Origin of the sequence: Hymenobacter chitinivorans DSM 11115, from assembly GCF_002797555.1 — a bacterium.
Taxonomy (GTDB): domain Bacteria; phylum Bacteroidota; class Bacteroidia; order Cytophagales; family Hymenobacteraceae; genus Hymenobacter; species Hymenobacter chitinivorans.
The window spans coordinates 1,845,352-1,868,881 of sequence record NZ_PGFA01000001.1 but is presented as its reverse complement, the minus strand read 5'-3'; the positions used below and the strand labels follow the sequence as shown (position 1 = coordinate 1,868,881).

Here is a 23,530-nt window from a genome sequence, read left to right as displayed (position 1 = left end):
GGCGCTATCTAACTTTTGGGCAGGTTATTCAACAACTGTTCCAAACTGTATTCGTCCGGAATTAATACCTCCCGGGCCTTGCTGCCTTCAAAGGGCCCGACGATACCGGCGTGCTCGAGCTGGTCGATGAGGCGGCCGGCGCGGTTGTAGCCTAGCTTGAGGCGGCGCTGCAAGAGCGAGGTGCTGCCCTGCTGGTGGGTAACAATGACGCGGGCGGCTTCCTCAAACATACTGTCGCGGGAGGCGGCGTCGAAGTCTTCGTCGCCGCCGTTGCCGCCGCCGCTTTCCCCGGCCACTTCCGGCAGCAGGTAGGCGTCGGGGTAGCCCTGCTGCTCCCCGATAAAGTCGCAGAGGCGGTCCACCTCGGGGGTATCAATGAAGGCACACTGCACGCGAATAATATCAGAGCCCTGGGAAATCAGCATGTCGCCCTGCCCCACGAGCTGGTCGGCGCCGCCGGCGTCGAGGATGGTACGCGAATCAATCTTGGAAGTTACCTTGAAGGAAATCCGGCAGGGGAAGTTGGCCTTGATAATACCGGTAATAACGTTCACCGACGGGCGTTGGGTGGCCACGATGAGGTGAATACCGATGGCGCGGGCCAGCTGGGCCAGACGGGCAATGGGCGTCTCGACTTCCTTGCCGGCGGTCATCATCAGGTCGGCCAGCTCGTCGATGACCAGCACGATGAAGGGCATGAAGCGGTGGCCTTTCTTGGGGTTGAGCCGCCGCTCGATGAACTTGCGGTTGTACTCCTTCAGGTTGCGGCAGCCGGCATCCTTGAGCAGGTCGTAGCGCTTGTCCATCTCCATGCACAGCGAATTGAGCGTGTTCACCACCTTCTTCGTGTCGGTGATGATGGCCTCCTCGGTGTCGGGCAGCTTGGCCAGGAAGTGGCGCTCAATCTTATTGAAGATGCTCAATTCCACCTTTTTGGGGTCGACGAGCACGAACTTGAGCTGGGCGGGGTGGCGCTTGTAGAGCAGCGAGGCCAGAATCACGTTCAGACCCACCGACTTACCCTGGCCCGTGGCCCCGGCCATCAGCAAGTGGGGCATCTTGGCCAAATCGACCACGAAGACCTCGTTGGTAATGGTGCGGCCAAAGGAAATCGGCAAATCCATTTCGGTGTTGATGAACTTGTCGGTAGCAAATACCGAGCGGATGCTCACCATTTCCTTCTTTGTGTTGGGCACCTCAATACCGATGGTGCCCTTGCCCGGAATGGGCGCGATGATACGAATGCCCAGGGCCGCCAGGCTCAGGGCAATATCGTCTTCCAGGCTCTTGATCTTGGAAATGCGCACCCCGGCATCGGGCACAATTTCGTAGAGCGTGACGGTGGGCCCGATGGTAGCCTTGATGCTGGCGATGTTGATGCCGTAGTGGCCCAGGGTTTCGACGATGCGGTCCTTGTTGGCTTCCAGCTCCTCCTTGCTCACCTGGGCCTTGGCCTGCCCGTAGTCGTTGAGCAGCTCCAGGGTCGGGTACTGGTAGCGCGAGAGGTCGAGCGTAGGATCGTAGTTGACGGCGGGCATGGTGTCCATGTCCTCGTCGTCTTCGGCAATGGAGGCCATGTCGGCGCCGGCGGCGGGGTCCAGCTCCACGGGCGTGGTGTCAATCTGCAGGGTGGGGCCGGTGGTTTCGCGCACGGGCGCGGGCAGCGGCAGCGTAGCGGGCAAGGGCGCCTCGTCGTCACCGGCCAGGTCGGCCATCGACAAGGGCGTTGGGATGCTGGAAGGAGCTACGGCCAGCGGCTCGGGGTCGGTGGGCGTTTCGAAGGAAAAGCTCGGGCCTTTGGGCGCGCTGCTGAGGGCAGCGCCAGCGGCCGCCACCGTGGCCGAGGCGCTGGCCAGGCTGGCGGCCGGGGCTACGGTCAGGGGCAGGGCGGCGGCACTAGCAGCCAGGGCCGGAGCGGGTTCGGGAGCAGTAATGCTGAAGGCCGGGCCCGAGGCACTAACGGGTCCGGAACGGAAAGGGGGCTCATCGACTTCTTCGAGCTCCAGTTCGGGCTCGTCGTCGGCTTCCACGGCCAACTGCGCCGCGGCGGGACCCGCCACGGGGCCTACGCGGCGCAAGGTCATTTCGGGAGCAGGCTCCTCTTCTTGCTCATCATCAAATGAGGCCGCGGCGGGGAAGGCACTGGTATTAAACCGGTTAGCGGCTACGGCGGCGCCGGCCAGGGCTGGCTCCTCGGCCTCTTCGTCGCCGTCGGCGCGGCGCAGGTTGAGGCTGGTCACGTTGAAGAAGTAGACCACGAAGGAAATCAGCAGGAAGGCCAGCAGCAGCACCGTGCCCCAGCCAATGAGGCTGTCGAGCCAGAGGGCCGCTTCGTAGCCAATGCCGCCGCTCAAAAAGTCGAGGCTGTGGGCCAGGGCCGGGTCGGCGTCGGGGGCCTGCAGGGTGAGCACCACGTAGCCCAGCAGCACGCTCAGCCAGAACATGGAGAACAGGCACAAAGCCAGCACGTAGCTCAACGACACCTCCGCGCGGCGGAACACGATTTTGTAGCCCAGGAAGAACACGATGGGAATGACGGCAAACGCCGCCACGCCAAAGCCCTTGTAAATCAGGGCCTGGGCCAGCAGGGCGCCTACCAGCCCGAGCCAGTTGCCGGACTCCTGCCCCGCTTCCTTCACCGGCGTCGAGCCCAGGCCTTCCACCACGCTTTGGTCGGCGTGCCCGGTGAAGATGAAGGAGACGAAGGCAATAGTCAGGTAAATGGAGCTGAGCAGGAAAAAGAAGCCCAGAAACAGCTGGAAGCGCCGGTCGCGCAGGAAGCCAAACACGTTGCCTACCTTGAAGGCGGGCAGCTTTACGGCCCGGCGGGGGGCTTTGGGAGCTGCTTTGGGCGCACTGGGCCGCGGCTCACGGGTAGGCTCGGCGGTGGGCCGGGCCTGGTTTCGCGCCGGACGGGGTTCATTGCCCCGGCTCGGAGCAGCAGGAGCGTTCTGCTTGTACGTATTTTTTGCCATCTATCACGCACTAAAAGGCCAAATCTAGGGAATTCCGGCGGTTTCATGCTCCGCCGGGGGTGGGTCAGCCCGCCAATTTTCAGGGCTGTACTTCGTAAAGATACAGGTGCCAGTACGCGTTCCTAGCCGAAAATTCTCCGCGGGGCGTCAGGCCAGCGCGGGCGGGCTGAGCTAAGCGGGCGGCAGCCAGCACGTAACGGCCACCCAGGCGGCGGAAGGCTTCGGCATCGAAGGCAAAATCCTGCACCACGCGCTGCTGGAACGCCCCGACCCGGAAATTCTTGCCCAGCTCGGCCGAAAACAGGTAGCACCGGTTGCCCCAGTCGTCGAAGTAGGTGCGCAGGGCCGGGCTCTTGGTCAGCTCCCCGGCAATGAGGGGCCGGAAGGCGTGCTTGTAGGCCAGCGGATAGTTGTTCTGGTAGCTGTCCAGGGTATAGAAGCCGTTGAGCTGGGCAATGGCCGGCGGCAGCCCCAGGCAGGCCAGGCGGTAGGTGCGCGGGCTCTGCCCAGTCGTTTGCCGGATGGTATCCTGGACGCGGGCAAACAGCGGGGCAGCCACAAACTGCTGGTAGTTGGGCTCGGTGCGTTTGGGCCGACCGGCCAGCTGCCGCACGTTGAGCAGCCATTCGGTATTCATGCCTACGCCTACTACTATCTGCATCATAACCAGCACCATAACTACCCGAGCATCACGCAGCACTTGCAGACTCAGGGCCAGCACGATAAAGCCCAGCAGCGCCGTCAGAAAGTGAAAGCGCGTCAGGTTAAAAGCCCCCAGGGCGGGCACGGTCCGCTGCAGAGGCTCGATAAGGCGGGGATACACGCCGCAGAACACGGCTACGGCCGCCAGGGCCGCCAGCAGCACCAGCAGCGGGCGGCGGCGCTCCGGCGCTATGGGGCTGCGGCGGAGCAAGGCCACGGCCAGGGCCAGTAAAATCACGCCGCGGAAAAACCGGCTGGCGTGGTACTGGCCCATGAAAAAGTACTGGCCCGCCGACTTTAGTGCCCCACCCCAGCCCTGGGGCCCGAGCTGGCCCAGGTTGAACTCGAGGCGGTGGGGCACAAACTGCTTGGCCACCAGCAACGAGTACACGAGCGGGTATTCGACGACCAGATAAAGCGCCAGCAGCAGCACCACACCGCCCACCACCGGCCACGACCAGCGCCGGTGCGCCACCCAGTCGTGGAGCAGCAACAGCCCCAGGCCCACGGCCACGAAGGGCCCCACAAAGACGAACATCGACCAGAAGGGAAACGCGGCAATCAGCAGCCAGTCGGTCCAGCGGCCGGCACCGCGGCGCAGGTTCAAAAAGGCGTAGAGCAGCCAGGGCTGGCCCAGCACGGTAAGTCCGTAAATGGAGTAAAACGGCAGCACCGCCCAAGCCAAACTCAGGCCCGCGGCCAGGCTTCGCTCGGTGGGGCCGGTCAGCAGGTGGCGGCGCAGCAGCGCGTACATGCCCAGCAGGGCCAGCAGCCGCACCAGAACCTGCTGCACCAGATAAGCCGGCAAAGGCTCCAGCAGCCCAAAGAGCAGCATCGTCACGCTCAGGCCCGGCCGCAGGGCGTTGCGCGGCAGCCCGTTCATGATGGGCTCCACGACGGTGGTGGGCCGGTAGTCGAGGGCTACGTGGTGGCGGGTGAGCAGGTAGGGAATGGTCAGCTCCACGTCGAGGTTGTCGTCGAGGGTGACGTAGCTCTGCTCCCGCAGCAGGGCAAAAGGCAGCAAAAACAGCAGCAGAGCCAGCCCGGCCCAGCCCAAAGGAGAAACAAAACGACGAGGTGCGTGCATGAGCAGAATAGGCCAGCCGCAAAAGTAACCACTCCCTCCTGCCCTTGCCACCAAACATTTCCACGCCGTCTGCGTGCTACTGGTAGTTAGCCTTACTCTCGCCCCAGCCCTTGCCTATGACTGGTCCTTCCTTTCTGCTAAGTAACCAAGCCCGGCACGTCTACTGCGCAGCCCAGCACGAGCCCGAGAACGGCTGGATCCGCCTCACCTGGAGCGGCTTCGTCATCAACGACGACGGCGTGCAGGGCGCCAGCAGTTACCTGCGGCTGCTGCAGGGTACGCCCTGCAGCAGGCTGCTCAACGACAATAGCCGCGTCACGGGCCCCTGGTTCGACTCTATTGACTGGCTGGAGCACGTGTGGGCGCCGCAGGTGGTGGCCCTGGGGTTGCGCTACGTGGCCCACGTGCTGCCCGCCAACGATTTTCCCTCGGTGCTGCCGCCGGCCGACACGTTTGCCGGGCTGTTTGAACTGCAGATTTTCACGACCGTGGCCGAGGCCGAGCAGTGGCTGCGCAGCCGCGGCGCCGCCCACTCGGCCGAACAGGTAGCCTAAGCCGGCCCGACAGCTTAGCTGCGGGGGTGAAACTCGGTGATGATCTGGCGCAGGTAGTCCCGGTCGAGGTGGGTGTAGATTTCGGTGGTCGTAATGCTCTCGTGGCCCAGCATTTCCTGCACGGCCCGCAGGTCGGCCCCGCCCTCGATGAGGTGGGTGGCAAAGCTGTGGCGGAAGGTGTGCGGGCTCACCACTTTGCCGATGCCGGCCTTGTCGACGACATCCTTAATAATGTTGAAAATCATGACCCGGGACAGTTTGGTGCCGCGCCGGTTCAGAAACACGAAGTCCTCGTGGCCGGGCTCAATGTCGAGGTGGCAGCGCACCCCGCTGATGTAGAAGCCAATGTGTTTCAGCGCGTCGCGGCCGATGGGCACCAGCCGTTCCTTGTTGCCCTTGCCGGTCACGCGCACGAAGCCCTGGTCGGCGTAGAGGTTGGAGAGGCGCAAATCCGTCAGCTCCGACACGCGCAGGCCCGAGGAGTAGAGCGTTTCGAGGATGGCCCGGTTGCGGGTGCCCTCGTTGGTGCTCATATCCACGGCCTCCAGCACCCGGGTGATTTCCTCGTAGCTGAGCGTGTCGGGCAGCTTGCGGCCTACCTTGGGCGCTTCGAGCGTGTCGGTGGGGTCCAGGGTGAGCAGATCCTCCATTATCATGAAGCTGAAAAAGGCCTTGATGCCCGATAGGGTGCGGGCCTGGGAGGTGGCACTCATGCCCAGCTCGCCGAGCCAGGCCAGGAAGTCGCGCAGGATGCGGGTCGTGACCTGGGCCGGCGAGGCGGGCAGCTTGGAAATCTCCAGGTACTGGCGCAGCTTGCCGATGTCGCGCACGTAGGCTTCCACCGAATTGGCCGACAACGACTTTTCCAGCTGCAGATAGCCTTCGAATTGCTTGATGCTGACGGACCAGTTGGACATAGGAAAGGAAGCTAAAAACTCGTCTTAGAACGCCTGGGCATCGAAGCGGCCGTCTTTCACCACCACCGTTTGCCCGCCTGGGGCGGCGGCCGTGAAGCTAAACGTGCCGGCCACCACGGTGTAGCGCGAGGTGACGTTGTTGAACGTGGACGTGCGCGCCTCCACCTTGGTAATCGTGAGGCTGCCCGTGGAGGTCGAGTAGGTGTCGATGCTGCCGCCGCCTTTTTTCTGGCGCTCGAACTGGGCGCTAAAGCCCTGGCCCACGGCGTAGGTGCCCGGCTGCACGTTGGCGGCCGTCACGTACAGATCAAACTGGGTATGGTCGGTGCCGTCGTCGTACTGCTCGGCCGATACCCGGAAGCTGGTGCTGCTGTAGTTGGCGTCCATCTTGTCGTCGAGCACGTGGTCGGTGTAGGGCACCCAAACCTTGTCGTCGAGCATACAGCCGAAGGTATTTTTGCCGTCCTGGGTGGCATCGGGCAGCTTGGGAGCAACGATTTCCTCCACTTTCTTGCAGCCACTGCCGGCCAGCAGGGCCAGCGCTATCCAGCAGGAAGCCACCCCGTGACTTTTGGTAAATACCTTTATCATAAGTTCGCAAGTTAGAGAATTAGCCTTGACTTAAGCCCGCACCGCTACCGCCGACTAGGCGGCTTACCTTTACCCTGTTCTTTCCCCAGCCCCATTCCTTCAGATCATGCAAATTCTTATTATCAACGGCCCCAACCTCAATCTGCTGGGCCGGCGCGAGCCGGGCATCTACGGTACCCGCTCCTTCGAGGAGTACCTGCCCGAGCTGCGCGAGGCCTTCCCCGACTTCACCCTGGAGTATTTCCAAAGCAACCACGAGGGTGAGCTGATCGACAAAATCCACGAGGTGGGCTTCACCTACCACGGCATCGTGCTCAACGCCGGGGCCTACACCCACACCAGCCTGGCCCTGGCCGACGCGCTGGCCGCCATCAACTCGCCGGTGGTGGAAGTGCACCTCTCCAACGTGGCCGCCCGCGAGGAAATCCGCCACAAAAGCCTGCTAGCCAAAAACTGCCTGGGCAGCATCAGCGGCTTCAAGCTCGACAGCTACCGCCTGGCCCTGCACTACTTCGAAGGTATCCGCCCCAAGCGCGTGGGGTTTAAGGTTTAATGTGCTCAAGTGCTAATGTGAGTAATGTGCTAAATGTGGAGAAATTGTAACTGAGAGGCGTGGCCGTGATAATCCGTCCTCTAAAATGTGCGGAGTGTTCTAGATTGAAAGGTCTTTTCAGGGCTTTCTGGTAGGACGGGTCGTGCTGGGCAAAGGCCGGATTGGCGTCACTTAATACGCGGAATGTCGTGCCTTCTCGCGAGGACACGAGTTTTCGTTCCCCCCATTTCCCACATTAGCACTTGAGTACATTTCCCACATTAGCACATTAACCCTATACCTTTGCCGCTCATCCCCTAGCCTTTTCCACCTATGTATACATTCAACCCCGGCCCGTCGCAGGTGTATCCTGAGCTGCGCGGCTACTTGCAGGATGCCTTCGACGAGGGCTGGCTTTCGGCGCCCCACCGCGGGGAGCGGTTTACGGGCCTGATGCGGCAGACCGTGGCCGACCTGAAAACCAAGCTCAACATCCCGCAGGACTACACCGTGTTTTTCCTGAGCTCGGCCACCGAGTGCTGGGAAGTGCTGGCCCAGAGCCTGACGCCCACCAAGAGCTTCCACCTCTACAGCGGCGCTTTCGGCGAGAAGTGGTTTGAGTACGCCAAGGCCCTGCGCCCGGCCAGCACCGCCCTGCAGTTCGGCCTCGACGAGCTGCCCGAGGTGTATACCCTGCCCCTGCCCGCCGACGATACCGACCTGGTGTGCATCACCCAGAACGAAACCTCCAACGCCACCCAGCTGCGCGACGGGTTCATTCTGAACCTCTACAACCGCCTGGGCAACGCCCTGCTGGCCGTGGATGCCACCTCCTCGCTGGGCGGCATTCAGATGAAGTACATCAAGGCCGATATCTGGTACGGCTCGGTGCAGAAGTGCTTCGGTTTGCCGGCCGGCTTGGGCATCATGGTCTTGTCGCCGCGGGCGGTGGCGCGCTTCCGCCAGATCAACGAGCGGAGCCACTATAACAGCCTGGTGGCCCAGTACGAGAAGATGCTCAACTTCCAGACCACTCACACACCCAACGTGCTCGGCATCTACCTGCTGAGCCGGGTGCTGCAGGACCGGGAGCCCATCAAGGCCGTGCACCAGCACCTGCTCGACCGCGCCACCAAGCTCTACGACTACTTCGACCAGGCCACCCAGCTCACCCCGCTGGTAACCAACCCCGAAACCCGCTCCACCACCGTCATCGGCCTGCAGGGCCCGCCCGCCCTCATCGACGAAGTAAAGCGCCGCGCCAAAGAGCAGGGCCTGCAGCTGGGCAACGGCTACGGCAGCTGGAAGTCGGGCTCGCTGCGCATCGCCAACTTCCCCGCCATTCCCGACGCGGCCTACGAGCAGCTGGTCCAGTTCTTCGCCCGCGAGTTTTCTTAAGTAGTGAAGTTGTGAAAGGTGAAGTTGTGAATCGTGCCGTTTGTGCCGTCAGAACGACAACTCACCATTTCACAACTTCACCATTTCACCACTTCACCTATGTTCTCTCTCAAGGAAATCTTCTCGGTTACGCTCACGCTGTTTGCGGTGATTGATATTCTGGGCTCCATCCCGATTATCATCCAGATTCGGCAGCGCGAGGGCAAGATTCACTCCGAGAAAGCTACGCTGGTGGCGGGCGTGCTGATGGTGGTATTTTTGTTTCTGGGCCAGAGCATTCTGAGCTTGTTCGGGGTCGACTACCAGTCGTTTGCCCTGGCCGGGGCCATCATCATCTTCCTGATTGGCATGGAGATGATTCTGGGCATTGAGCTCTTCAAAAACGACCCGACGACGCGCACCGGCTCCATCGTGCCGCTGGCGTTTCCCATCATCGTGGGGGCCGGCACCATGACCACGCTGCTCTCGTTGCGGGCCGCCTACTCCCTGCCCAACGTGCTGGTGGGCATCGGCCTGAACCTGGTCTTTGTCTTCATCGTGCTCAAAAGCTCGGCCTGGATTGAGCGCAAACTCGGCAAAGCCGGCGAAGACATTCTGCGCCGCGTGTTCGGCGTGATTCTGCTGGCCATTGCCATCAAGCTGTTTAAATCGAACTTTTAGTACATGTGAGCAATGTGAGAAGTGTGGAAAATGTGAGAAATAACCGAGTGAGTCCATTGACCACTGGTCAACCCATTTTCACATTACCCACATTCAAACACATTGCTCACATTAAATAACATGATTCAACTCTTTACCGACGGCTCATCCCGCGGCAACCCGGGGCCGGGCGGCTACGGCGCCATCCTGCGCTACGGGCCCCACGAAAAGGAAATTACCCAGGGCTTCCGCCTCACCACCAACAACCGCATGGAGCTGCTGGCCGTCATTATCGGCCTGGAAGCCGTGACGCGTCCCGAAATTCCGATTACCGTGACCACCGACTCGAAGTACGTGGTGGATGCAGTGGAGAAAAAGTGGGTGTTTGGCTGGGCCGCCAAGCCCGACTTCGGCAAGAAAGCCAACGAGGACCTGTGGCGGCGCTTCATCAAGATTTACAAGCAGCGCAAGGTGCAGTTTCGCTGGGTGCGGGGCCACAACGGCCACCCCGAAAACGAGCGGTGCGACCAGCTGGCCGTGCGCAGCGCCGTGCACGGCCCCCTGCTCATCGACGCCGGCTACGAGGCCACGGCCGGGCAGCTCTCGTGAGGCCGGCCGCCTACGTCCCCGCCCTGACGGGTTTCCGGGCTTTGGCGGCCCTGAGCGTGTTCCTGTTTCATTTCCCGCCGGTAACAGCCGGCGGCAGCGCCGTTTTCAGCGTCCTGCACGCCCTGTTTCGGGAAGGCCACGTCGGAGTGTCGTTGTTCTTCACCCTCAGCGGCTTTCTGATTGCGCGGCGCTACTCCCAGCAGCACTTGGCCGGCCCCGCGCTGCGGACTTATCTGTTTCGGCGCTGGGCCCGGATTTATCCGGTGTTTTTCCTGGTCACCACCGCCACGTTTGTTTTCAGCAAGCTGTATCAGAACCAGGATGCCCTGCGCCTGTACCTGGTCAACATCACCCTGCTCAAGGGCTTGCTGCCGAACTACGCCTTCACCGCCGTGGCCCAAAGCTGGTCGTTGACGACGGAGGAGTGCTTTTACCTGCTGGCCCCGGGTCTGTTCTGGCTGGGCCGCCGGGCGGCGGTGCGCTGGTGGGTGGGCGCGGCTCTGGCCCTGGCGCTGATGGGTTTTCTGGTATACGGCGTGCTTTTTCCCACACCCGAATCCGGCTTTGCCCGCTTCCACTTCATGCTTGTCGTCACCATTTTCGGGCGGAGCACGGAGTTTCTGCTGGGTGCGGCCTGGGCGCTGGCCCCCGCCGGGTGGCTGCGCCGCCGCGCCACGCTGCTCGGGGCGTTGGGCGTGCTGGTCGTGGGTGGGGGGCTGGCAGCCATTCAGCTGCATTTCGGCAAAGTCAGCATTGATACGCCCCTGGGCGTGGCCGTCAACAACCTGGTGCTGCCCGCCGCCACGGGCCTGCTGCTCTACGGGCTGGCCACGGAAGCTACCCGGCTGCAAGCTGTGCTCAGCACGAAGGTTTTTCAGGTGCTGGGCCGGGCTTCCTACTGCTTTTATTTGCTGCACATGGGCTTTCTGCACGATTTTCTGCTGCGGTGGCTGCCCACTGGCTGGCCGGCGGCCCTGCTCTACGGGCTGGTACTGCTGCTGACCGTGGCGGCTTCCCTGGCCCTGTATTACCTGGTCGAGCAGCCGGTGCACCGCTGGCTGCTAAGCCGCGGCCGGCCGGTGGCGGTGGCCGGATAATGCCCCGAATGTGCTTCCTTCGCCCAACCCTGGCCGTTCGGGGCGGGCTTTGCGTACAGCCGATTACTATGAAACTCTCCTTTTTTCCCGCCCTGCTCGGCGCGCTCAGCCTCGGGGCCTGCCAGCAACAGATGGAAGCTTCCACGCCGGCCGCGGCCCAGAGCGTGAGCGTGCCGGTGCGGCCGGCCGTGGCCTGCTCCTGCCCGGCCGAAGTGCCCCAGGCCAGCACCACCCCCGACAGCCTGTTCGTGTTTTCGGCGGGCCCGGTCGTGTCGGTGTGCGGGTCCCGGGAGAAGGGCAAGCAGCTGGAGTTTTTCTCGGAATTCGCCGTTTCCACCTGCCAGCCGCACAAGGTGCTCAAGTACTGGGACGTGCGCGAAAAGTGCCGCCTCACCTTCCGCAACGACACGCTGACGGTGGAATCGGTGAAGAACCTGCCGGCGGGCAAAAACTTCAGCTACGAGTTCGTGACCTTCCGCATCGACCAGTTTTTTCCCCGCCAGGGCCAGATCCGGCACCGCTCTTTCCTGAACCCGCGCCTGACGCCCTACTCGCCCGAGGAAGTAGCCCGGGTTAAGCAGGAGTTCGAGAAAACCGCCTCGCTCAAGCCCGAGAAAAGCATTGAGCTGGCCAACCGTTTGCTGCTCAGCGCCCTGAGCGGCGACCAGCAGGCGGGCATCTACTTCCGGCAGTTTCCCGACAAATACCCGCTCACCGGTGGCTACGCCGAGGAATTCGCCGAGCTCCAGCGCCTGCTGCGCGACTGGGACCGGGAAGCCGCCGCCCGCCGCTAGGGCCGGTTCTACTTTTCACGTCTTGCCCGGCAGCCCGTTGGCCAACACCTATTTCCGCTTCAAGCATTTCACCATCGACCAGGCCGAGTGCGCCATGAAAGTGTGCACCGACGCCTGCGTGCTGGGCGCCGCCGCCGAGCTGACCACCGCCACCCGCATCCTCGACATCGGTACCGGCACTGGCCTGCTGGCTCTGATGGCCGCCCAGCGCAACCCCACGGCCCGCATCGACGCCGTGGAAGTTGAGCCCCAAGCCGCGGCCCAGGCGGCCGCCAACGTGGCCGGCAGCCCCTGGTCCGGCCGGGTACAGGTGCTAGCTGGCAGTCTGGCCGCGCTGGCCGCCACCGAGCCGGCGGCTTACGACCATATCCTGTGCAACCCGCCGTTTTTCCGGGAGTCGCTCCGCTCCCCGTCGGCGGCCCGCACCACGGCCCGGCACACCGCCCCCGACACGCTGACGTTTCAGGAACTAGCCGAGTTTGCCTCCCGGTTTTTGGCGCCCGGCGGGCAGCTGAGCGTGCTGTTGCCGCCCCCGGAAATGCAGCATTTCGAGCGGGAAGCTGCCCACGCCGGGTTATTTGCGCAGCGGCGCCTGGTACTGAGTCATCGGCCCGGCAGCAAGCCCCTGCGCCACATTACCCACTTTGGCCACCAGTCCCGGGCCGTGGAGCAGCAGCCGTTGGCCATTCACGAAGCCGAGAGTGAGGCGTACTCGGCCGAATTTGAAGCGTTGCTGCGCGACTTTTACCTGGCCTTTTAGCGTTGAGAGGCGGGCAATAAATCGGCAATCTGGGCCAGCTTGTCCTGGTAGAGCGAGTCGAGCAAGTCAGCCGACAAGGCCCCGAATTCGGCGGCCGGGTAGTGGCGCAGCACGGTGCCGCCGGCCAGCAGAGTTATTTCGTCGCAGGTTTCGGTGAGCGTGCCCAGTAAGTGGGAGGTCAGCAAAATACCCCGGTCCTGGGCCCGCAGGCGCAGCAGAATTTCCTTGAGCAGCAGGTTGGTGCCCATGTCGAGGCCGTTGAAGGGCTCGTCCAGAATTAGGTAGCGAAAATCCTGGACCAGCAGTGCCAGCAAGGCCAGCTTTTTCTTCATGCCGGCCGAATACTCTTCCGCGTACTGGTCCAGGGGCAACTCCAGCAGGCTGTTCCAGGCCGTAAAATCAACCCGGGGCCGGCGCCGGGCCTGCAAACAGAACTCCAGGTATTCGCGCCCGGTGAGGCGGGGGTAAAAGTAGGGCTCGTAGGGCAGCACCCCGGTATGCTCCCGGATGGGCAGCCCGGTGGTTTCCCGAATCTGGCCTGAATAGTCGGTCAGCAGCCCGTAGAGGCAGTGGAGCAGGGTCGTTTTGCCGGCCCCGTTGGCGCCCACTAGCCCGTGAATGGAGCCCGGCCGCAGGTCCAGATGTACGCCCTGCAACACTTGGTGCGCCCCGAAGCTTTTCCCTAGATTATGAATGCTAAGCATGCCAGTAAAGTTGGAGCCGTTTGCGGCTTTTCCAGAGTAAGCCGCCCAGGGCCGCCGCCAGCAAGGGCGCGTAGGCGGCATCGAGCAGGGGTAGCAGCGCCATGGTAATGGCGCCGGCCTGGGTGAGGCGCAGCAGCGTGGCGTGGGGGTAAAAAGCGTATTTGGCCAGAATACTCAAGCTCAGCACCAGCAGGCTCCAGAGCAAGGCGCCCAGCGTGCCACCCCATCCGGCCGGACTCAGGCCCGCCAGCCCCAGCAGCGGCAGGGCCGTGAGCAGGTACAGCCCCAGGGCCAGCAGCAGCTTGCGCCGCCCAAAGGCCACCGGGCCGCGGTACCCGGTAACCATCGTCGAGGGCTCGGGAATGGCGTAGAGGGTAGTCAGCAGCAGGCTCCAGGCCAGCAGCGCCCCGGCCGGCACCACCGTGGCGTGCTGCCAGGCGGCGGCGCCCACGGCCGCCAGCCAGCCCAGGCCCAGCACCGGCCGCCGAAACCCGCTTACCCACTCGAAGGCGTCACTGCGGAACAGGCTCCGGCGCCGCCGCTGGGTGGCCGACTTGCGGCCCAGCGGCAGAAACGGCCCCAGCAGCCCCGCGGCAACCGTGGCCAAAGCAGCCCCAAAATGCCCCAAACCCAGCAGCAAGCCCCAGACCGGCCCGAGCAGCAGCGCCGACTCCACGCTCAGCCAGGTCTTGTAGCGCGGAGAAACTATCGGCAGAAAGTCCAGGTCGGTGCGCTGCCGGTAGCCCGACCAGCTCAGGCTCAAGCCCAGCGCCGGCGCGGCCCACTGCAGCTGGGGCTTAGCCAGGAGCAGTTCCAGCAGCTTGCCGGCGGCCACTATTAGCATGCCGCCCAGCAGCAGGAGCCGCACCCAACCGACTTCGGCCAACAGCCGCCCCAGCACCAGCAGCCGCAGCCGTAGATATGCGCGCATCGTTTACCGCTCCAAAAAATCAGGCCGGCACGCCGGGCTGCAAGCTCACCTCGTGCTCCTCGAACCGAATGCCGTAGTCGGCTGCCAGCTCGTCCAGAATGGGCTCGTACAGGCAGGCTTCGGTCGGGATGACCACGCCGCGCTGCGCTACCAGCCCCGCGGCCAGGCGCCGCACGGCCATAGCCACCGGCAGGCCCACGGTTTTGGCCATAGCCGTGTGCGTGGCATCGTCGCCGAGCACCACCAACGACGATTCCCAGCGGTGGGGCACCCCGGCCAGGGAGTAGTCAAGGGTGTGCTGCATTACAATCATGTCGTGGTCCCCGGCCTGTAGCTGCCACTTCTCGGTGAGCAGGCGCTCCAGCAGCTGGGCCGGCGTGGCATCGGCCAACCCTACCGGCCGCGCCGAAAACACGTCGAGCCAGGCCAGGCGCTGCATTTCGGGGCCGTCGGGCGCTAAACCCAGATACGCCGCCGTGCGGTCCGGCAACGAAGTTTCCCGTCCATTCGGGGCGGGCAGGAACGATTCAACCAGCGCAGCCCAGGTCATGTCGGCCGAATTGCCGAGGTGCACCGCGTCATCGGTGAGGCCCAAACGCACGAAGGCCTGCCAGGCGGCGCAGTAGCCGGCCCGGCGCAGGGTGCCGCGCAGCATAGTCGGAATAGCATCCAGACCGTAGGGCGCCCGGTAGCTGAGCGAGTCGCGGTTGGCGTAGCCGTCGAATTCACCGTAGCCAGCTACCGTAATGGGCGTGGTGCGGGCAAAGAGCTGCTGGTAGGGAATAAAGCGCAAGTGGCCGTTTTCGAGGTATTTAGCCGTGCTTTGCCCGGCCAGCACCACGTTGCGCGGGTTCCAGGTAAACTTGTACTTCCACGGATTCTCGCCTTCCGAGTCGGGGGCCAGTAGCCCGCCGCAGTACGAGCGGAAGGCCGTGAGCTGCCCGCCCCGGGCCCGAATATCGTGCAGGGCCCGCATGGCCGACATATGGTCCAGGCCCGGGTCCAGGCCGCACTCCATCAGAATCAGGATGTCGGCGGCCTTGGCCAGCGCGTCCAGCTCCCGGATTTCAGCCGATACGTAGCTGGCCGTTACCAAATGGCGGCCGTGCTGCACGCAGGCCTTGGCCACGGGTAAATGAAACAGGGCCGGCAGCATGGAAATGACAATGTCGGCCTGCAGGACCAACTCGGGCAGCTGGGTTTCCTGCTGAATATCAAAGGCCACGGCCCGGGCATAAGCAGTGTGGGCGGCCAGTACCGGGGCCAGGTGGGCCGGATTCACGTCGGCCACGGTAAGCTGCCAGCCCTCCTCGGCGGCGTGGAGGAGCAGATAATGAAGCAGTGAGGAGGCCGAGCGGCCGGCGCCCAGGAGCAGAATGCGGGACATTAGCTAGAAAGTCAGGTGGTATGCTGCGGTGGGTAGTGGGTGGCCGCCGCGGCACAGGGTGGGAACTGGGGCCAATAATCGGTAAAAAAAGCTAGTCCCGGTGCGAAACCTAATTTGCTACCCCGGCCAGCCGCTCAACAGTGCCTAGATAAAAGTCGCCGGCTTTTGGATAATTGTAGTACATTCACCGCCCCTTACCGGAACGGGGCCGCCATTCGGTTCCCGAACATTGTATTTTTCTCCCGATGGCCCACCCGCTCCATCTGACCATCACCGTCGAGGTGCTGGCCTCCGAAGCCGAACTCTCTCCCGCCGAAGCAACCACGTGGCAACAGGCCCGTGCCGCCACCGACCAAGCCTACGCGCCCTACTCCCACTTCCACGTGGGCACGGCGCTGCTGCTCGATAATGGCGTGATTCACAAAGGTACCAACCAGGAAAACGCGGCCTACCCTTCGGGCCTCTGCGCCGAACGCACGGCCCTCTTCGGCCTGGCTTCCTCCCAGCCCGAGCGCCGCATTCTGTGCATGGCCGTGGCAGCTAGGCCCGCCAACGGCGACTTCGTGGCCGTGACCTCCTGCGGGGCCTGCCGCCAGGTGATGACCGAGTACGAAAACCGCCAGGGCTCCCCTATTCCGCTGCTGCTGCCCGGCCCCAACAACACCATCTACCGCTTCCGCTCCCTGGCCGACCTACTGCCCTTCCAGTTCTCGGCCAGCGACCTGCCGACGGTGAATTAGTAAAATGGTGAGATGGTGAGTTTGCTGCTCTAGTAGCGGTGCAGCTCTGCGCCATTAGCGCAACTTAAACGAACAACTCACCATTTCACAAGTTCACCATTTCACTATATGGAGCGACGCCTCACCGTTACCCGCTCGGCCCGGTATTATCAGGCCGGAGAGCTCAGTGTGGCCACGCGGCGGGTGTGGTTTGTGTGCCACGGCTACGGACAGCTGGCCGCTTACTTTATCCGGCACTTCCAGCGCCTCAACCAAGCTGATCCTGCGACGGTCATTATTGCCCCGGAGGGCTTGTCGCGCTTTTACCTGAACGGCACCAGCGGCCGGATTGGGGCTACGTGGATGACGCGGGAAGACCGCCTGGCCGAAATCGAGGATTACGTAGCCTACCTCAACCAGCTGGCCCGGGCCGTACTGGCCGAGTGCGGCCCGGCGGCGCAGGTCACGGTGCTGGGCTTCTCGCAGGGCGCTGCCACCGTCAGCCGCTGGCTGGCCCGGGCTTCGTTTCGCCCGGCCCGCCTCATCCTCTGGGCCGGCGCCTTCCCGCCCGACATGGATTTCACCGTGGCCTCTCACCTGCTCCGGCAGCTGCCCGTCACGCTCGTGTGCGGCACCCAGGACGAGTTTATTGACGACACAGCCCTCACCCAGCAGCGGGACTTTCTGCAGAAGCTGGGCGTCGAGCCCGACATCATCCGCTTCGAAGGCCGACACGAGCTAAACGCAACCGTGCTGGACGGCCTGCATCAGGCTTCGTGAATTTGCCAAAAAGGCCGGCCACAGTGCGTGGTCGGCCTTTTTAGCGGAATACCGGTCGGTGAGTTAGCGGCGGTTTATCAGCGTGGCCGCGCCCTGGGACCCGGCAAAGACGGTGATTTCGGCAATGTGGACGTTGGCCGGCCGGGTCACCATAAACTGGATGACTTCGGCAATATCCTCGGGCTTGAGCGGGTCGTAGCCCTGGTACACCTTGGCGGCCCGCTCGGTGTCGCCCTTGAAGCGGACCTGGGAAAACTCGGTTTCCACCGCCCCGGGATTCACCTCCGCCACCCGGATGTTGAGCGGCAGCAAGTCAATGCGCATGGCTTTGGTCAGGGCCGCCACGGCCGCTTTCGAGGCGCAGTACACGTTGCCGTTGGCGTACACCTCGTGGCCGGCAATGGAGCCGATATTAATAATATGGCCCTGCTGCCGCTCCCGCATGCCCGGCAGCACCGCCTGGCTCACGTTGAGCAGTCCTTTCACGTTGCTGTCCAGCATGGCGTCCCAGTCGGTAGGGTCCCCGTCCTGAATCGGGGCCAGGCCGTGGGCCCCCCCGGCGTTATTGATGAGCACGTCAATCTGCCGAAACTCCTCCGGCAGACTAGCCACGGCGGCATCCACGGCAGCCCGGTCGCGCACGTCGAAGGTCAGCAGGTGAATCCGGGTGGGCGCCAGCTGCTCGGCCAGCTCTTCGAGGCGCTCCTGGCGCCGGCCGGTCAATATCAGCTGAAAACCGGTTTGGGCCAGGGCTACGGCCGTGGCGCGGCCAATTCCGGAGGATGCCCCGGTGATAAAGGCAGTACGAGTCATAACGTGCGGCAAGAACCGGCCGAAGCCGGTTTATTCGAAATTCAGGTAGAGCGTGACGGTGTTGCTTTTCATGCTCTGCAGGCTGCGGCTGTACACGTCCTTGCCCGGCACGAGCAGGTTAGTCAGGCCGTGGGAAAAGCGCAGCTCGGGGGCAAACTTGAACAGCGGGTAAAACAGGTCGAGTCCCACCCCGTACTCAATGGCCAGGTCCCCGCTGGCGGCCTGCAGCTGGTTGCGCAGCGGGTCCTTGCGGCGGTTGCCCACGTTGATGCTGGGCTTGAGGCCGCCTACCACGTACACCCGCGCGTTGCGCCGCCGCTCCGACTTAAACTTGAGCAGCAAGGGCAAGTCAATCTGGGTACCCCCGATTTCCTGGGTAAAGACCGAGTCGGCCGGCTCGTAGCCGTAGGGCTTGAATTCGATGCGCCGGGTCAGAAAGCTCACCCCAGGCGCAAAGCGCAGGTTGAAGTAGTCGGCCAGCCGCACGTCGCCGATAAAGCCCACCGACAGGCCCGGACTCACCAAAGAGTTGGCCGATACGGCCCGGCCGTTCTGGATGGCCTGCACGTAGGCGGGCGACTGCTCAATCTTGTAGCGCGAGAAGTTGGGGGCAATGTAGAAACCCGGGTGAAACCACTTATCGTCGTAACCGGGGTTGTTATTGACGGTAATGGATTTGACTTGTCCCCGGCTGCCCTTACTGGAGCTGGTTTTACTTTTTTTCTGCGCCAGAGCCGAGTGCGGGGCTAGGCCGGCTACCAGAGTCAGGGCCGCCAGGGCGGCTACTTTTGCGCCGTGTAAATGGAGCTGATGCCAAACGTGAGGGGTTGCCATGTAGGATTTGTAAAACCAACCTGCGTGAGAATAGCCAGGAAATTCTGGCCATCGGGAAAGGCCTGCACCGACTCGGGTAAGTAGGTATAGGCCGCGCGGTCCTTGGAAATCAGTTTACCGAACACCGGCAGAATGTGCCGGAAATAAAAGTTGTAGGCCTGCTTCATCGGGAAAGCCGTGGGCTTGGAAAACTCCAGAATCACCACTTTGCCCCCCGGGCGCAGCACCCGCTGCATCTCGGCCAGGCCCTTCTGCAGATTCTCGAAGTTGCGCACCCCAAACGAGGCCGTAACCGCGTCGAAGTGGTTGTCCGGAAACGGCAGATTCTCCGAGTCGCCCAGCTCCAGCTGAATCCGGTTGGCCAGGCCCTTTTCCGTGAGCTTGCGCCGCCCCACGTCCAGCATGCCTTCCGAAATATCGACGCCCGTCACCTTGGTTTCGGGCGAGAGGCGCAGGCTTTCGATGGCGAAGTCGGCCGTGCCGGTGGCAATGTCCAGAATCCGGGCCGGGCGCAGCTGCTTAAGCTGGTCAACGGCCTTACGGCGCCAGTAGATGTCGGTGCCGGCGCTGAGGAAATGGTTCAGGAAGTCGTATTTACCAGCAATGCTGTTAAACATCTGGGCTACCTGGGACTTTTTGCCGGCAGCATCATCTTTGTAGGGAACAACGGACATACTTCTGAGGCGAAGAACGAAGACTTAACGGGAGAATTGCCCAAACATAACGCTAGTGGCGGCATTATGTTGAAAAAAAACGGGCCGGGCGAAATGCCCGGCCCGTTTTGCGTAGCTCAACTGACAGCTTAGTCGTTGTCGGTCTTCACTTTGGTTTTCTCACCAGTGGCGTCTTTGGTCTTGGCGTCAATCGTACCATTTTTAGTTTTGGTCTTCGATTCTTCGCCGTTGGCGCCTTTGGCTTTCACCTTTACTTTGTCGTCATCCTCGTCCACCTTGGTTTTCACCTTGGTGCCGTCGGCCATCTTCACCTTGCTCTTGCCGGGGGTCAGCGTAGCCGGGTTGTTGCCCGACGAGCCGGGAGCACCCGAGCCGCTGCCCGTGGAAGAAGCACCGCTGGCGGCGGGCTGCAGGCGGGGCATGGCTTCACCCTCCTTCAGGATGGGGCGGAACTCCACGCGGCGGTTGAGCTGCATGTTCTCGGGCGAATCGTTGGTAGCAAAAGGCACTCTTTCACCGTAGCTTACCGTGGTCAGGCGGGTTTCAGCAATACCGCTCTTCTTCAGGTAGTTGTAAGCAGCATCGGCACGGTTCTGCCCCAGTACCATGTTGTACTCGTCGGTGTTGCGCGAGTCGCAGTGGCCTTCAATCGAGATGTTCAGGCCGGGGTTAGCCTTCAAAATGCCGCTGATGTTGTTCAACTCCTTGATGGACTCGGGGCGCAGCTTGTACTTATCGGTATCGAAGTAGATCTTCTTGAAAGCGTACGTGCTGGAGGTGTCCACGTAGGGCACGTAGAAGTTCTTCTCAATTACCGTCGAGTCGCTGGTCGACACCGGCACGGCAAACTCCTGGGTTTCGATGTTCTTGCCATCCTTCGACACGGCTACTTGGTAGGTACGGCCCGAAAGCACGCTTACCTGGTAGTCGCCGGTTTCAGGCTTGGTCACGTCGCGGTAGCTCAGGGCCGTTTTGTCGGCCTGGGTACCCGAGAAGACCAGCTCTACGCCGGGAATGATGGTGCTGTCACGCTGCGAGTACACCTTACCGCGGATGATGGCGTTCTTGATGTAGTTGATGGTGTAGATGTCCTTCTCGCCGTAGCCGCCGATGCGGTAGCTGGAGAGGTAGGCGTAGCTGCCATCGGGGCTCAGGCGGTAGTACGTGTCATCGTCGGGCGTATTGACGGGGTAGCCCATGTTTTCGGGGCGGCCCCAGGTGCGGCCCACCGAGTCGTACTCCGACTTGAAGATGTCGTAGCCACCCATCGTGTTGTGGCCGCGCGAGCTGAAGTACAGCGTCTTGCCGTCCTTGCTCAGGTAGGGGCTGTCGTCGTCGAAGGGCGTGTTAATCACGTTGCCCAGCGACTTGGGCGTGCCCCAGTCGCCGCCCGGCTGGCGGGTGGCGTAGTAGATGTCCAGCGTGTTCTGATCCGAATACTTGCTGGTTGAGAAGTAAATCGTTAGTCCATCCGGCGTGATATAGGCATCCGACTCGAAGGCTTTCGAGTTGATGTTGTTATTCAGCTTCTTGGGTTCGGTCCAGTCGCCGCTGGCTTTTTCGGAGTAGAAAATGTCGCCATTCTCATCCTGCCGATACATCAGCATCTTAGTGTCGTTGTCGAACACCTGGATGGAGGCATCGTGGCCTTTGCCGTTCAGGGCGCCGCTTAGGGAGCGGGGCTTTTCCCAGTTCTCGTCGTCGATGCGCTTGGCTTCGAAGATATCCTCGTAGTATTCGCCGTCGGCGGCTACGCTCTTGTTCTTGGGGTTGGCCGTCGAACCCGAGGCGCCGGTAACGTTTTCGCCGCGCGAGGTGAAGAGCAGCAGCTTATCATCATTGGAAATCACGGGGCTGTGCTCCGAGAAGGCCGTGTTGATGGTTGGGCCCAGGTTCTTAACGAAAATGTCCTTGGGGCTATTGAACTGCACCTTGGCGTTTTTGCTGTGCTGGATCAGCTGAGCCAGGGCGGCTTTGCGGGTATCCTTCTTGCCCAGGGTGGTGTTGTAGGCCTGGAAGTGGGCAATTGCCTCGTCGAAGTTGTAGTTCAGGTGATCCACGCGGCCGAGCCAGTACTCCACATCCTTCGAAACCTTGGGTTTCAGGCGCTGGGCCTTGTAGATGTAGTCGCTGGCCTTTTCCTTGTCAAAGGACATGTACGCAATACCAGCCCGGAACAGGGCCAGCGCGTTGTTCGGCTCCTTGGCCAACACCTGCTCGTAGAAAGGGATGGATGCCCGGTAGTTCTCTTGGTCAAAGAACTTGTTTGCAGTCTTTAGCGTCTTGCGGGTGCTCTGGGCCAGCGCAGGCTGGGCCACGGCTGCGGCAAGAGCGAAGGTGCAAGAGGCTGTCAATAACCTTCTGACTAAGTTGTCCATTGTAGGAGGGGTTTGAGAATAAGGAGTTGCAGGGAGGTTTGCAGAAAAAGCGCCGCCCTTTGCGGCTGCAAATTTTTTAAGAGTTGCCTCTTATACTGAAAACCTGTTCCAGGGTTAAGCCTGCCAGCCGTTTTTTTCTGGACTGAAGCGTTACAAAGAGAACATTCACGCTTCTAAAGGAACCAGCTTGGCAATACGGAACAAGGCAAGTTGCGGGCAAAGATAGAAATTTTATAATACGACCTTAGCCGTATCCAATTGTAAAGAGGTTTTACATAATCCAAGCGGCGGAAAGGACTTGGGCTGCCATATGTAAAAAGAGGCTGCAGGCCGCGCAAATATAGGCGTGCTTCGTAAACTGCAAGGTTTTCCGTAAAAATTTATTGCGCGGCATCACCCGGCGTTATCTGCTACCTTTGCAGCCTCACCCCAGCAGTTTTGGCTTATGATTATCCGCGAAGCAAAATTTATGATGAGCAATTCGCGCGTTGACCAATGTCCGCCGCCGACGTTGCCCGAATACGCCTTTATTGGCCGTTCCAACGTCGGCAAGTCTTCCTTAATTAATATGCTGACTGGCCACAAAGGATTGGCCAAAACGTCTTCCTTGCCCGGTAAAACCCAATTAATCAACCATTTCTTGATTAATGACAACTGGTACCTGGTCGACTTGCCCGGCTATGGCTACGCTAAAGTCAGCAAGGATTCGCGGGCTACCTGGGGCAAAATGATTAATTATTACCTGCGCAATCGGGAAAATCTGGCCTGCGTATTTGTGCTGATTGACTCGCGCCACGCCCCGCTGGCTCCCGACCTGGAATTTATGGAAATGCTCGGCGCGGAAGGAATTCCGTTCGTAATGGTTTTTACCAAAGCCGATAAGCAGTCGACCTCCCGCACGCAGCAAAATATTACGGCTTACCTGCAGAAGATGCAGCAGAGTTGGGACGAGCTGCCGCGTCATTTTATTACATCGGCCGAGGAAAAAACTGGCCGCGAGGAATTGTTGGGCTTCATCGACGAAATAAACCGGCAATTAGCCCAGCAAGCGGAGAATGCGTAGATTGGCCCTGTAATTGCCACGCTCACCGGCCAACAATTCGCCCCTAGTTTTTTCTTTTCCTCCCGGTTTTTTCCATGAAAAAAATCCCATTTATTCTGGCCCTGGGCCTTCTCGCCGGTACGTCAACGGCCTTTGCTCAAAAAACGAAGGTTAAAGTGAAGACCGACGGCCCGGCTCCCGAAACGACGGCTCCCGCCGCGGAAGCCGCTCCCGCGGCCGCCGCTGCTCCGGGTCACGTCGCGAAGTCTATTCCCGTAGCCGAGTATTACGAAGGCGGACAGGAAGCCTTGTATGCCTTCATCGAGAAAGAGCTCAAATACCCGGTTATGGCCCGCCGCAACCGGATTCAGGGCACCTGCATCGTGAGCTTCACGCTCAATACGGACGGCACGATGTCGGGCATCAAGCTGGTGAAGAACATTGGCGGCGGCTGCGGGGAAGAAGCCCTGCGCGTAACCCGCCTGCTCAAGTTCCGCAAGCCCGACTACGCCGTGCTGACCAGCCTGCCCATCGTATTTAAGCTGCCCACGCCGGGCAAGGATGCCGCTCCGGCGCCCACCGAATAACCATCTGATTTTCTTACCCAACTCTT

Annotated in this window: 23 protein-coding genes; 12 read left to right on the top strand and 11 right to left on the bottom strand. The window is 61.7% G+C overall.

What is annotated here, in order from left to right; all coding sequences use genetic code 11:
• Positions 1 to 8: 8 nt before the first annotated feature.
• Both CLV45_RS07815 and CLV45_RS07810 read right to left on the bottom strand, forming a co-directional pair.
• Positions 9 to 2,975, bottom strand: coding sequence for an FtsK/SpoIIIE family DNA translocase (locus tag CLV45_RS07815; protein ID WP_100335801.1), 2,967 nt, complete (start codon positions 2,973 to 2,975; stop codon positions 9 to 11).
• A gap of 79 nt (positions 2,976 to 3,054) precedes the next feature.
• Positions 3,055 to 4,764 carry a DUF6044 family protein gene (locus tag CLV45_RS07810; RefSeq protein WP_157807361.1) on the bottom strand — a complete coding sequence of 570 codons (1,710 nt, stop codon included), beginning with the start codon at positions 4,762 to 4,764 and terminating at the stop codon, positions 3,055 to 3,057.
• 116 nt (positions 4,765 to 4,880) lie between these two features.
• Between CLV45_RS07810 and CLV45_RS07805 the strand changes: the two genes are divergently transcribed.
• A complete protein-coding gene (locus CLV45_RS07805) occupies positions 4,881 to 5,318 on the top strand; it encodes a hypothetical protein (RefSeq protein ID WP_100335799.1) in 438 nt (145 codons plus the stop codon).
• 14 nt (positions 5,319 to 5,332) lie between these two features.
• Here the strand turns inward: CLV45_RS07805 and xerD are convergent, their stop codons facing one another.
• Together xerD and CLV45_RS07795 are read right to left on the bottom strand one after the other, a co-directional pair.
• Positions 5,333 to 6,235, bottom strand: coding sequence for a site-specific tyrosine recombinase XerD (xerD, locus tag CLV45_RS07800; protein ID WP_100335798.1), 903 nt, complete (start codon positions 6,233 to 6,235; stop codon positions 5,333 to 5,335).
• A gap of 24 nt (positions 6,236 to 6,259) precedes the next feature.
• Positions 6,260 to 6,826, bottom strand: a complete 567-nt coding sequence (locus CLV45_RS07795; RefSeq protein WP_100335797.1) for a DUF6252 family protein — start codon at positions 6,824 to 6,826, stop codon at positions 6,260 to 6,262.
• Between the two features lie 106 nt (positions 6,827 to 6,932).
• Between CLV45_RS07795 and aroQ the strand changes: the two genes are divergently transcribed.
• The 7 genes from aroQ to CLV45_RS07760 all read left to right on the top strand — a co-directional run bounded on the left by aroQ (position 6,933) and on the right by CLV45_RS07760 (position 12,655).
• Positions 6,933 to 7,379 carry a type II 3-dehydroquinate dehydratase gene (aroQ, locus tag CLV45_RS07790; protein WP_100335796.1) on the top strand — a complete coding sequence of 149 codons (447 nt, stop codon included), beginning with the start codon at positions 6,933 to 6,935 and terminating at the stop codon, positions 7,377 to 7,379.
• Positions 7,380 to 7,691: 312 nt separating this feature from the next.
• On the top strand, positions 7,692 to 8,756 hold the full coding sequence (locus tag CLV45_RS07785; RefSeq protein WP_100335795.1) for an aminotransferase class V-fold PLP-dependent enzyme: 1,065 nt from the start codon (positions 7,692 to 7,694) through the stop codon (positions 8,754 to 8,756).
• A 99-nt stretch (positions 8,757 to 8,855) separates the two neighbouring features.
• Positions 8,856 to 9,416, top strand: a complete 561-nt coding sequence (locus CLV45_RS07780) for a MarC family protein (protein WP_100335794.1) — start codon at positions 8,856 to 8,858, stop codon at positions 9,414 to 9,416.
• A gap of 120 nt (positions 9,417 to 9,536) precedes the next feature.
• Complete coding sequence (gene rnhA / locus CLV45_RS07775; RefSeq protein ID WP_100335793.1) at positions 9,537 to 10,004, top strand: ribonuclease HI; 468 nt, start codon at positions 9,537 to 9,539, stop codon at positions 10,002 to 10,004.
• Positions 10,001 to 11,101 carry an acyltransferase family protein gene (locus tag CLV45_RS07770; protein WP_157807360.1) on the top strand — a complete coding sequence of 367 codons (1,101 nt, stop codon included), beginning with the start codon at positions 10,001 to 10,003 and terminating at the stop codon, positions 11,099 to 11,101. The genes rnhA and CLV45_RS07770 overlap by 4 nt, the downstream gene beginning before the upstream one ends.
• Before the next feature lie 68 nt (positions 11,102 to 11,169).
• Positions 11,170 to 11,895, top strand: coding sequence for a hypothetical protein (locus tag CLV45_RS07765; protein ID WP_100335791.1), 726 nt, complete (start codon positions 11,170 to 11,172; stop codon positions 11,893 to 11,895).
• A gap of 37 nt (positions 11,896 to 11,932) precedes the next feature.
• Positions 11,933 to 12,655, top strand: coding sequence for a tRNA1(Val) (adenine(37)-N6)-methyltransferase (locus CLV45_RS07760; RefSeq protein WP_245882778.1), 723 nt, complete (start codon positions 11,933 to 11,935; stop codon positions 12,653 to 12,655).
• Here CLV45_RS07760 and CLV45_RS07755 read toward each other — a convergent pair.
• Genes CLV45_RS07755 through CLV45_RS07745 form a run of 3 tightly spaced genes read right to left on the bottom strand, consistent with a single transcriptional unit; the run spans position 12,652 to position 15,677 of the window.
• Positions 12,652 to 13,359, bottom strand: coding sequence for an ATP-binding cassette domain-containing protein (locus CLV45_RS07755; protein ID WP_157807359.1), 708 nt, complete (start codon positions 13,357 to 13,359; stop codon positions 12,652 to 12,654). The genes CLV45_RS07760 and CLV45_RS07755 overlap by 4 nt on opposite strands.
• Entirely contained in the window at positions 13,352 to 14,290 is a 939-nt protein-coding gene (locus CLV45_RS07750) for a hypothetical protein (protein ID WP_100335789.1), read from the bottom strand. The genes CLV45_RS07755 and CLV45_RS07750 overlap by 8 nt, the downstream gene beginning before the upstream one ends.
• A 19-nt stretch (positions 14,291 to 14,309) precedes the next feature.
• The gene (locus tag CLV45_RS07745; RefSeq protein WP_100335788.1) at positions 14,310 to 15,677 is read right to left on the bottom strand and encodes a saccharopine dehydrogenase family protein; all 1,368 of its coding nucleotides are present in this window, start codon (positions 15,675 to 15,677) and stop codon (positions 14,310 to 14,312) included.
• Positions 15,678 to 15,922: 245 nt separating this feature from the next.
• Here CLV45_RS07745 and CLV45_RS07740 point away from each other — a divergent pair, with 245 nt between their 5' ends.
• Together CLV45_RS07740 and CLV45_RS07735 are read left to right on the top strand one after the other, a co-directional pair.
• Positions 15,923 to 16,417: a cytidine deaminase gene (locus CLV45_RS07740; protein ID WP_100335787.1), complete on the top strand. Its 495-nt coding sequence runs from the start codon at positions 15,923 to 15,925 to the stop codon at positions 16,415 to 16,417.
• Positions 16,418 to 16,525: 108 nt separating this feature from the next.
• On the top strand, positions 16,526 to 17,176 hold the full coding sequence (locus CLV45_RS07735; protein ID WP_100335786.1) for an alpha/beta hydrolase: 651 nt from the start codon (positions 16,526 to 16,528) through the stop codon (positions 17,174 to 17,176).
• A 63-nt stretch (positions 17,177 to 17,239) separates the two neighbouring features.
• Here the strand turns inward: CLV45_RS07735 and CLV45_RS07730 are convergent, their stop codons facing one another.
• From CLV45_RS07730 to CLV45_RS07715, 4 genes are all read right to left on the bottom strand, one after another.
• Complete coding sequence (locus CLV45_RS07730) at positions 17,240 to 17,989, bottom strand: SDR family NAD(P)-dependent oxidoreductase (protein WP_100335785.1); 750 nt, start codon at positions 17,987 to 17,989, stop codon at positions 17,240 to 17,242.
• A gap of 30 nt (positions 17,990 to 18,019) precedes the next feature.
• Positions 18,020 to 18,823 (bottom strand): type IX secretion/gliding motility protein PorT/SprT, encoded by an 804-nt coding sequence (gene porT / locus CLV45_RS07725; protein ID WP_100335784.1) that lies wholly within the window; start codon positions 18,821 to 18,823, stop codon positions 18,020 to 18,022.
• A complete protein-coding gene (gene ubiE, locus CLV45_RS07720; protein WP_100335783.1) occupies positions 18,772 to 19,497 on the bottom strand; it encodes a bifunctional demethylmenaquinone methyltransferase/2-methoxy-6-polyprenyl-1,4-benzoquinol methylase UbiE in 726 nt (241 codons plus the stop codon). The genes porT and ubiE overlap by 52 nt, the downstream gene beginning before the upstream one ends.
• Before the next feature lie 128 nt (positions 19,498 to 19,625).
• The gene (locus CLV45_RS07715; protein WP_100335782.1) at positions 19,626 to 21,815 is read right to left on the bottom strand and encodes an OmpA family protein; all 2,190 of its coding nucleotides are present in this window, start codon (positions 21,813 to 21,815) and stop codon (positions 19,626 to 19,628) included.
• 505 nt (positions 21,816 to 22,320) lie between these two features.
• Here CLV45_RS07715 and yihA point away from each other — a divergent pair.
• Positions 22,321 to 22,938, top strand: coding sequence for a ribosome biogenesis GTP-binding protein YihA/YsxC (yihA, locus tag CLV45_RS07710; RefSeq protein ID WP_100335781.1), 618 nt, complete (start codon positions 22,321 to 22,323; stop codon positions 22,936 to 22,938).
• Between the two features lie 74 nt (positions 22,939 to 23,012).
• Positions 23,013 to 23,504, top strand: coding sequence for an energy transducer TonB (locus tag CLV45_RS07705; protein WP_100335780.1), 492 nt, complete (start codon positions 23,013 to 23,015; stop codon positions 23,502 to 23,504).
• Positions 23,505 to 23,530 lie beyond the last annotated feature (26 nt).